The following is a 10,767-nucleotide window of genomic DNA, read 5'->3' on the forward strand; positions in this document are numbered from 1 at the left end:
TATGTCACTCAATATTTACGGACAACAGCTTAATAGCCGTTTACTTATAGGTAGCGCCCTTTATCCATCACCACAGATAATGAAACAAGCAATACTTGCTAGTGGTTCGCAAGTTATTACTTTATCGCTGAAAAGGCAAAACCCAAATGAACAGTCTGGCCAGCAAATATGGCAATATTTACAAGACGTTGTTAAGTATGTGAATGGTTTTTTATTACCGAACACCGCAGGCTGTAAAACAGCAAAAGAAGCCATAACATTGGCAAAAATGAGTCGAGAAATTTTCCAAACTAATTGGCTTAAACTCGAAGTGATAGGTGATGATTATAATTTGCAACCTGATCCTATTGAGTTACTTAATGCGGCAGAGCAACTAATTAATGACGGTTTCAACGTCCTGCCCTATTGCACTGACGATTTAGTTTTGTGCCAACGACTTTATGATTTAGGTTGCCAAGTAATTATGCCATGGGCCTCCCCCATTGGCACAGGTAAAGGCTTAATGAACCCCTATAATTTAGAAACTATACGGTTGCGCTTACCACAAGCCACACTGATATTAGATGCGGGCATTGGCAAACCATCAGATGCTTGTTTGGCGATGGAAATGGGTTATGACGGCGTTTTACTCAATAGTGCCGTTGCCTTAGCTGACAACCCTGTATTAATGGCAAAAGCCTTTAACCAAGCCTTACAAGCAGGTGAGCAAGGTTATGTTGCGGGCATTATGGAACAAAGACAAACCGCTCATCCATCAACCCCAACACTAGACACCCCATTTTGGCATCAGAATTAACATGATGAACACACATAACAAAAGCAAACCAATCATTTGGAGTATTTCGGGCAGTGATTGCTCGGGTGGTGCAGGTATAGCTGCAGACATAAAAACAGGCCATGGTTTAGGTGTTGAAGTATGCACATTAATCACCGCTAATACCGTACAAAACTCCCATCAATTAACATCAATTAACCCTATATCGATCGATGTTTTACAACAACAAGCTGACATACTAATTCATGATAAGCCACCATCGGTCATCAAAATAGGGTTACTTGCTAATGTAAAGCAAGTGCAATGGTTAGCTCTATTATTAGCGCAGTATAAAAAGCAAATACCTGACTTACTCAGCGTTTATGATCCCGTTGGTCAAGCCAGTGTCGGTGGAAATTTCAATACCCTAACTTTGGCTCAGTTAACGCCATTATTGCAACAAATAGATGTATTAACGCCTAACTTAGTCGAAGCAAAAGCACTAACAAGTACTAGTGATGGGATGAGCATTACGCAATTAGCAGAAAAAATCCACCATGATTTTGCTATCACTTCTGTGCTTATTAAAGGGGGACACAATGATGATCAATACAACTGCAATGATTACTGTTATCACCAATTAAATCAACTAAATAAAGCTAAACAAGATAGCCAATTCCAGCAAGATAAAACAAAAACAGCCATTAGTTATCACTTAAGCAGCATTAGAGTTAACACACACAATAGTCATGGTAGTGGCTGTAGTTTTGCTACTGCTTTAGCAAGTTTTCTTGCGCAAGGATATTTAATGCGTGATGCCTTCACTTTAGCAAAAGCTTTTATCAATCAAGGTTTGTTAGCATCTGAGCACTTAAGCGCGGAAAACGGTCATCAATATTATGGTGCATTTGAGCAACAAACTTGGCCGACTGCAGCGCATTATTTCCCAAAAGTTATTGATGAATTAAGTCTTACTTATCAATTATTACCCGCCTTTAATTCACTTGATTTACATGGAAAAAAACTAGGACTATATCCTGTTATTGAATCGCTTTACTGGTTAAAACGTTTATTACCCTTAGGGCTTGAGATTATTCAACTGCGAATAAAAAATGTTGCAGGGGTAGCCCTAGAAAAGATCATTAGTGAAGCTATTGCCTTATCAAAACCTTATAAAACACGACTATTTATTAACGATTATTGGCAACTCGCTATTAAGCATGGTGCGTACGGGGTACATATTGGCCAAGAAGATTTAAGTGATGCAAACTTAGCGCAAATTCAACAGGCAGGATTACGATTAGGCATTAGCACCCACGGCTGTTATGAATTTTTATTGGCACAACAACTACAACCATCTTATTTAGCCATTGGTGCAATTTTTCCAACCAAAACAAAAGACATGACAGGGCAAATTCAAGGTATTGATAATTTACAGCAATTACTGGCGTTAAGACCTCAATCGCCCAACAAACAAATACCTGTTGTGGCTATTGGCGGTATTAACATAACAAACGCTGCACAAGTGCTCGCCACAGGCGTTGAAAGTATTGCCGTGGTTACCGCAATCACTGAAGCTGAAGATCCTGAGCAAGCCGTTGCAAAACTAATGGCATGAGCGAATTAATGTTATCCGAACATGTTTTTAAAGCATGTTTTAGTAAAAATTAAATTCTATTCAAATTGATGTAACTATATTGATCTGTTAGCGCTGCGGCTTGACCACCATAAGTATCAAGATTTCGACAAACTTCATTAATAGAAGGCCAGCGCAATAAACACCAAGAAGGAGCAAGTAGCACTTCTTTATGCGCCGTGGCTGAAACACGATGAAAAATAATTTCTTTTGGCGTGTGTCTAATTAACTCACCAGCAATAGCCGCATACTCAATCATACTGAGTACATCAATACGATTTGCCTGCCAAGCCTTTGCCATAGTGCTACCTTTAACAATATGTAAAGGGTGTAATTTTAAACCTGCGAGCGGCAAATTTACTACTCGCTCTAACGAATACATAGCTTCTGATAATTGCTCACCAGGTAAGCCAATAATTAAATGACTACAAACTTTTATTCCATAAGCCGCAGCGCGAATAACCGCGTCTTCATAGGCACTAAATTGATGACCTCGGTTGATACGTTTAAGTGTTTTATCGCTGGCTGATTGCAAGCCTAGTTCTAGCCACACCTCATAACCTTGATCAACATACTCTTTTAGTAATTTTAATACATCATCAGGCACACAATCAGGACGAGTACCAACACATAAGCCGATAATATTGGCTTGTGTTAAGGCTTGCTGGTATTTGGTTCTAAGTACTTCCACCTCTTCATATGTACTGGTGTAAGCTTGGAAGTAGGCTAAGTATTTAGAAACGTTCTTACTTTCTTCAACTTTACCTTGATTGAGCTGTTCTGCAATAGACACTTGATTATTAGAGGGATTGAATGATTCAACATTACAAAAAGTACAACCGCCACGACCTAAAGTGCCATCACGATTAGGGCAGGTAAACGCGCCATTAATCGTTAATTTTTTAACCCGTTGCTGAAATTTTTCTTTTAAGTAAACACCAAAAGTATTAACGTAATGATCTAATTGCATAAAAAAATTATCTTTAGCCTGATATAAAAAAGAATATAAAAGAGACTATTTTACGCTGTTATCAGTTCATTTACCTGTTCTTGCACAAACAAGTGGCTAATTATAAGCAAACTGATGCACAATATTTTCTTAACAAAATTTATTCAATAAAAATGATTAAGCAAAACACAACTATTGACTAATAAGCACTTTAGGTTGCCATTCAAGCCAGCCTTCATCGACATCTTGATAAAGTGTAAAACTTTTTAGCTGCGCAGGCCCATCTGCTGAGTTAGCTTGAACATCAGAATCAATTTCAATTTCAGGACTAGCAAAAGCAATACCACCAGCAATCAAGGTTTCTATTGACTCTGAATCAATATTCACCCCAGAAAAAACACTCGCTTCAATATTAATACCACTAGTATTCCAAAATTTACTGCCACGATTAACTAAAGGTGCATAGCGTTTGGCAATATTAATAAAAATATCAACCGTATCAGCAGTAGCTGATAAATCAACACCAATCACTTCCCCTACTTTCACTTGCCGATAAAGCACTGGATTACCAATACGTACCGAGCCTAATCGTTTTGCTATCAACTTAATATTTAAACCATACGGAAGTTGTTTAACTGTTGGTGGCAAAGCAAGCGCTTCAAATGACACTTTCTGCTTGTGAACCATACCTATTGTATTATCGCTAACTAAATTTGCTGGTAATAAAGCAATAAACGCACCGCCAAGTATTGAAGCAACATTTTTAGAACCGACTAAACCTATCTCGGGTTCAACAACCCAAAATTGAGTTCCTTGCTTAGCAAATTTAGCGCCCTTATCATTAAGTAACACTAAAGCAGTTACCCCAACCTCATCCTTGTTAAAAATTAAACGCGTAACTGCGCCTATTTCTTGCTCTTGATAAATAACCTTGGTCGTTTCTTTTAAACCAGTAAAGTCATTAAAATGAATACTAATGGCTAAGCCCGCATTTTTAGCTTGCTCAAAATGTTCAAACAATCCAAAACTGTCTAGCTCTGCTACTGGGCCTTTCGATTGTTCACTATTGTCTGGATTATAAAAACTAATACCCCCACGTAAAATTGCATCAACCGATTCTGTTTTCACTACCAAACCATCTAATCCTCCGCTAAGCGTAAGGCCACTGGCATTATAAAACCGTGTTTCAGGATGTATTAATGAAGTGTGCTCCTCATCGATAGTGATATTAACGCGAACTTTATCTATTTTTTTATCTAAAATAACACTATCTACTTGCCCAACAACAACACCTCGATAACTAATACTGCTACCTGGCGCTGCAACATTGGCACTATCGGTTACTAAACTTAACTGTAAACCCGACGCACTGGCATATTTAGCGGGAGGTATGGTTAATAATTCAAAATCAGTTTTTACTTTTTTATTATCTTTATTCACATTAAAAGTAATGTAAGTGCCACCTAACAAGGCATCAGTATCCGTTGACCCTGACAAACTTAAGTTAGGTTTTGCCAACCAAAATTGTGTGCCTTCATTTAAAATATTTTTATATTCAGGCAGTAACCCTAGATATAGCTTACTGGTATCACCTACTACCTCAATATGATGAATAGCACCTATTTCCTCACCGCGGTGTAATATTCGAGTATTGACATCTATTTTTTCTTTAGCTGAAACAGTTAAGGTAAAACTGGTTCGTTGCTCAGCTAATTTTTTATTGGCAAATAAACTAAATCGATCTCCATTAACGACTGGCTTATCTACATCGACTTTGTCAGTATTGATTATTGAAATACCGCCCGTAAATATACTTTGCAGTGATTGTGCTTCTACCTCAACACCGAGTAAATTAGCCTTTACCTTAAACCCAGAATTATTATAAAAATGACTCGTTGAGGTAACATAATGTTGATATTCATCTTCAATATGTATATGTATTAAATGTTGCTCTGCAGCAATAGTATCTATAGCTTGAATACTACCAATAGCCTGCTGTTTAAAATAGATATTACTGCCAACTTGTAATGAATGGCGATCATTGGATTCAATAATTAAATGCAATCCTGGTTCAGTATAACGATAGGGTGGCTTAGTATTGAAAACGGTAAATTTATTGGTAGGTTTACCTTGCAAGGAAGGTTGAATGCTAATATACGCCCCTGTTAATAAGGTTTTGGCGTTTGAAATACCTGTCAAATTTATATGCGGAGAGACCAAATAAAATTGAGACTCCTCAGTTAAATAAGGCAGAACACGCGGATTTACTTTTGCTTTAGCGATAATTTGTCGAGTTTTTGGATCTATTTTACTAAAAGATTCTATTGCACCAATAGTTAAGCCCTGAAACTGAATAGCTGCGTTATGGTTAACGCCAGAATTCCAATCTAAAGTCAGCTCTATTTCATGACCCGTTTCAGCAGACTGAAAGTCTGCGTGTAATGGAAAAGTTTGGCCATTTTTGGCTGAAGGTCTCTTTTCTTGATAACTTAACGTATCAACCGCAATTCCACCGCCAAGAATAGAACCTAACGAACCAGAATTTACCTTGATACCTGCAGATATTGATGCGGTAACCTGAACACCACTAGTATTCCAAAACAATGAGTTTTCTTTGATCAGGTGTGCATAACCTTGTTCAATAAAAATATTAATATTAATATCTTGGCTATCTTCATCGTAATGATAGCCCGTAACATAGCCAATAGGTATTTGCTTAAATGTGATAGGAGAATCTTCGCTAATCGAGCCTAATACACTAGACTTTAACGTAAGATGTAGCCCTGGTGTGGTCATATCTAGCTGTGGCGCTTCATTTAAAGCAACAAAATGATCTTGGCTTGGTGTTTTTTTATTCGTATCGGGAAGAATATTAATATAACTGCCTGACAATAAGGTATCTAAACCTGAAACACCTTGTAAGGAAATGTCCGCACTGACTAACCAAAATTGCGTATCTTGTGTAAGATAATCGGCAAAAGTCTTAGACATTTCAACTTCAGCAATCACCGACTGTAAATCATCTGAAGGAACAACTTTACTTACCATACCAGTAACAAGGCCTTTATAACGCACCTCAGTTTTCTTCGGCACAATTCCTGAGCCATTTTCAAACTCAATAGTAATAAAAACACCTTGCTCAGATAATGCTTTCACACCTAACCAACCACCAAAAATTAAGGCAATAAAAGGTATAAACCAAATAATTGAAATACCTTGACGAGGCACAACTTCAGCCGTTGTTTTTCGCCACTCATGTTTAATGGCTGGTTTATCTGTTGTCATGTTTTTCCTTGCTTCCTCGTAAGTCGCTAGACTTTTTGTCCCACAACAACCTAGTATCAAAGCTATTCGCGGCTATCATGGTGAAAATTACGGTGAGAGTAAAATAATTAATGGCTGGGCCTGCAGCCACCGACGTAACAAAACCGAGCTCAACTACCGCTACCATTAAAGAAACCACAAAAACATCAAGCATAGACCATGGCCCCAAAAACTCTAACACATGATAAAATTTACTGTGCTTGTCTGGTCTTAACCTTACCCCCGTATGTGCACGATACACAAGTACAAATAAACCAATAATTTTAAGTAAAGGTACAATGATACTTGCGGTAAATATAATTACTGCAATGGGATATAAGTCTTGATCAATAAACTGACCAATACCTGAAAGTATGGTTGAAGGTTCACCAATACCCAAAGAATAAATAATCATAATAGGGTATAGGTTTGCAGGAATAAAAGCTATTAATGCGGCAATATTCCACGCTAAGGTGTATTGCAAGCTATAAGGTTTTCGTTGATAAAAAAAACCATGGCAACGGCTACACCTTATTTTTTCGTTGTTTGGTGAATCACTTAATAAATTAAGCTTATGACACTTAGGGCAAAGAGCAAGATTGCTATCTTTTGCCGTTTGAATCAGCAAACTCATCTTCTAACTCCTGCCAAATATAATCTCGGTCTAATGTAGCTGCTGCCATTGTTGAACTAATCAACCAAAGAATAAATGCAATCAACCCCATATTAACCGACAGATCAGTGTCATCAAGTAATTTATACATTGAAACAACAATCCCTAACATAAAAACATTTAGCATTGCCCAATTATCTAAATGATGAAAAGCACGGAAAAAATATAATAATGAAGGCTTCAACCTATTAAATTTAAAACTGTAAGTAATATAAAAAGAACCAAATAACCTTACAATAGGCACTGCAATAGCAAATAAAAATACTAAAATTGCTATCATATAAAAACCACGATCAATCAAGGCAATAATACAATCAAGCAAAGAAGCATTATGGTACTGTCCTGCTAAACTCACCCCCATAATGGGTAGTATAATAGCAGGCACCAACAACACAATTCCCGCTAAAGACCAATGATAACTGCGTTCTATTGAGTTAACCTTGCGCTCCTCTATAATACTACCACAGCGAGTACATTTGGTGCTTTGCCCCTGTTTTAGTTTAGGCTTATCATATAAAGCATCACACAAAGGACAAGCGATTAACTGTTTAGTATCAATATTTTTACTCAAATAGTTCTCTCAACTTTCAATAAAATCATCATGTCTATTTTAGAATATAAAAACAAAAAAGCAGCAATAAATGCTGCTTTTCAATATAAAATTAAACGCGTTACTATTTAAGAGAAGATAAATATTTTACAACCGCGTCAACATCGCTATCAGATAATTTGATGGCAATATTACGCATAATTTTATTATTATCATTTGAACGACTACCGTCTTTAAATGTCGCTAACTGTTTTTTCAAATAATCAGAATTTTGACCCGCAATGGCAGGGAATCCCGCTTGAGCCATCCCCTTGCCCTTCACACCATGACAAGCAACACAAGCCGCTACACCTTTTTTAGCATCACCACCAAAATATAATTTGTGACCAATTTCGCTAGTTTCACTTGTACCTGGAGTACTTGTTTGAACAGCATAATATGCTGCTAAATCATCCATATCTGTGGTACTTAACCCAGCAACCATTCCGGCCATGATAGGATCAACACGTACACCCGACTTAAAGTCAGCTAACTGTTTAGCAAGATAATTAGCACTTTGACCCGCTAACTTAGGATACATTGCCACTACACTATTACCATCAGTACCATGACATGCAACACACATTGCCGATTTTTCTTGTCCTGCTTTTACATCACCAGCATAAATAGCTTTAGCTAATGTTGATGTAACTACTTCTGTGCTTGCAACAGGGGCGGCAGTATCAGTAGTTGGTGTAGCAGTATCGTCACTAGTAGCAGCTTGCTCACCAGTTCTTGACTGGCTTGCAAAATAAGCCCCTAAATCAGCCATATCTTGCTCTGACAAACTGGCAGCCATCGGCGCCATCATCATATCTGTACGAGCACCTGCCTTAAAATCAGCTAACTGCTTAGCAATATAATCAGCTTTTTGGCCAGCAAGATTAGGGTAAAGTGGATTAGGATTCAAACCTGTAGCACCATGGCATGCGCTACACATAGCAGACTTAGCCTTACCTGCTTCAGCATCTCCCTGCACAGCTTGCGCTGTATTGAACATACTTGCTCCTAACAAAAGTGAAAATATTATTTTTTTCATTGAATTGCTCTCTGCTTATCGTTAACTGAATTTATGATGAAATATTATTATGCGATTTATTTTCAAATAAACCTTAAAAGTTGACGGCATTTTACACTAATCTGTGCTGTGTGTAACATTATCTGAAAACTTTTCCAGAGAAAATTACACTATTTTGCATTTTTATGACTTATTTTGATAATAAATACCCAAGAATCACGTTATAATGACGCTATATTTTTATTCAGAGTTATGCTCTTGTCTTCTACTACTATACACCTAAGCAAAGCCACATTTACCATTAGTGCACCAGATATCCGTAAATTACCTGAAGATAGCGGTATTGAAGTTGCCTTTGCTGGGCGCTCAAATGCAGGTAAATCAAGTGCGTTAAATACGCTAACAAATCAAAAGAGTTTAGCGCGGATCAGTAAAACACCTGGCCGAACACAACTCATTAATGTGTTTGAAATTGCTGATAATAAGCGTTTAATTGATTTACCTGGTTACGGTTTTGCCAAAGTACCATTAGAAATGAAAAAGAAATGGCAAAAGGCATTAGGTGAATATCTAGAAAAACGTGAAAGCTTAAAAGGATTAGTGGTTTTAATGGATATACGCCACCCATTAAAAGATCTAGACATGGATTTAATTCATTGGGCTGTTGACAGTGAACTTCCTGTATTAGCCTTACTCACCAAATGCGATAAATTATCTCAAGGTAAACGTAGTGCTGAAGTACTTAAAGTGAAAAAAATATTAGCGCCGTTAAATGGTGATATTAAAGTACAAGCTTTTTCATCACTAAAACGCACAGGCGCAGAACAAGCAGACGCTATTATTTGCGATTGGTTCTCAGCTGAATTCCTCTAGAAAATCCCCTGAATAAACCCTATTTCAACCCGTTAACTAAATTTTAGACAAAAAAAACCAGTAGTAAAACTACTGGTACATGTAAGCTATGGGGAAGCTAGAATAAAAATTATTACAATAAGTGTCCGTTAGGAACAAAGCAATTATAGAGTAACCACTCTATAAATGTAAAGCATTAATAGTATAAATACTCTATTTATTTTGATTTAGATCAATCCATGGTATTTTCAGACATGTGTAGATCGGACTAAGTCGTGAGAAAAGGTTCAGGCCGCAAGAATATTTAACATAATTTTCACATTTTGGACTACCCATAGTATTTGAGATTATAAATCAGAAAATAAGATTGATTCTTAATATACATGTTTGTCACTGAAAAACTGTTAAGGTATTTTTTGAAATATTCAATTTCCAAAGTAAAAATCATAGATTTAAGTGCAAACTCTAAAATCATATCGTAAGGATATTATAGTATTCTTACGATATATTTATAAGTGTGACATAAACATGATAACCGCGTGCATTACTGATAATCTAGAAGCGATAGCAAGCAGATATTTTTCAGTATAAGCAACTTATTATATGCACTTTTCAATTGGTGACCATGTTGTACTCTTTGATGAATAGGCTTCATTTTTATGTAATAAATTCTTATCTCTAAGTTTTGAAAAAATAGTACTAATTTTGGAAGTATTTCTTATGCCAGTTAAATCACGAGCTTGTTTATTATTAATTGAGCCAAATTTATTAGCAAATTTACAAATTACAGTTTCGGGGTCGTCTGCAAGACTATGATGAATAAAAACTTTTACAAAGTTACCATCCTCAACAATTGATGGTAGTTTTTTTCCTAGAGCATGCATTTTTTGAAAGTAAGCACCTAACCAACCACCTAATTCCCTAGCTATTAGCATTCGCCTATGATCACTTTAATTATTTAAGGAGATCATCATGCGACGAACACAACAACAA

At 36.7% G+C, this 10,767-nt stretch carries 9 protein-coding genes; 3 read left to right on the forward strand and 6 right to left on the reverse strand.

What is annotated here, in order from left to right; all coding sequences use genetic code 11:
• Position 1: 1 nt before the first annotated feature.
• Both ACE1OF_RS09730 and thiE read left to right on the forward strand, forming a co-directional pair.
• Positions 2-796, forward strand: coding sequence for a thiazole synthase (locus ACE1OF_RS09730; RefSeq protein WP_448894152.1), 795 nt, complete (start codon positions 2-4; stop codon positions 794-796).
• 1 nt (position 797) lies between these two features.
• Positions 798-2,372 (forward strand): thiamine phosphate synthase, encoded by a 1,575-nt coding sequence (thiE, locus tag ACE1OF_RS09735; protein WP_448894153.1) that lies wholly within the window; start codon positions 798-800, stop codon positions 2,370-2,372.
• Between the two features lie 49 nt (positions 2,373-2,421).
• Here the strand turns inward: thiE and ACE1OF_RS09740 are convergent, their stop codons facing one another.
• From ACE1OF_RS09740 to ACE1OF_RS09760, 5 genes are all read right to left on the reverse strand, one after another.
• The gene (locus tag ACE1OF_RS09740) at positions 2,422-3,360 is read right to left on the reverse strand and encodes a TIGR01212 family radical SAM protein (protein ID WP_448894154.1); all 939 of its coding nucleotides are present in this window, start codon (positions 3,358-3,360) and stop codon (positions 2,422-2,424) included.
• A gap of 171 nt (positions 3,361-3,531) precedes the next feature.
• Positions 3,532-6,624, reverse strand: coding sequence for an MlaD family protein (locus tag ACE1OF_RS09745; protein ID WP_448894156.1), 3,093 nt, complete (start codon positions 6,622-6,624; stop codon positions 3,532-3,534).
• Complete coding sequence (locus tag ACE1OF_RS09750) at positions 6,611-7,276, reverse strand: paraquat-inducible protein A (protein ID WP_448894158.1); 666 nt, start codon at positions 7,274-7,276, stop codon at positions 6,611-6,613. The genes ACE1OF_RS09745 and ACE1OF_RS09750 overlap by 14 nt, the downstream gene beginning before the upstream one ends.
• Positions 7,245-7,886 carry a paraquat-inducible protein A gene (locus tag ACE1OF_RS09755; RefSeq protein ID WP_448894159.1) on the reverse strand — a complete coding sequence of 214 codons (642 nt, stop codon included), beginning with the start codon at positions 7,884-7,886 and terminating at the stop codon, positions 7,245-7,247. The genes ACE1OF_RS09750 and ACE1OF_RS09755 overlap by 32 nt, the downstream gene beginning before the upstream one ends.
• Positions 7,887-7,989: 103 nt before the next feature.
• Complete coding sequence (locus ACE1OF_RS09760) at positions 7,990-8,904, reverse strand: c-type cytochrome (RefSeq protein ID WP_448894160.1); 915 nt, start codon at positions 8,902-8,904, stop codon at positions 7,990-7,992.
• 276 nt (positions 8,905-9,180) lie between these two features.
• Here ACE1OF_RS09760 and yihA point away from each other — a divergent pair, with 276 nt between their 5' ends.
• Positions 9,181-9,795, forward strand: coding sequence for a ribosome biogenesis GTP-binding protein YihA/YsxC (gene yihA / locus ACE1OF_RS09765; protein ID WP_448894161.1), 615 nt, complete (start codon positions 9,181-9,183; stop codon positions 9,793-9,795).
• Positions 9,796-10,373: 578 nt separating this feature from the next.
• On the opposite strand, the gene ACE1OF_RS09770 is transcribed toward yihA, so the two are convergent.
• Positions 10,374-10,709 carry a hypothetical protein gene (locus ACE1OF_RS09770; protein ID WP_448894162.1) on the reverse strand — a complete coding sequence of 112 codons (336 nt, stop codon included), beginning with the start codon at positions 10,707-10,709 and terminating at the stop codon, positions 10,374-10,376.
• Positions 10,710-10,767: the final 58 nt, after the last annotated feature.

The organism is Colwellia sp. E150_009, from assembly GCF_053543955.1.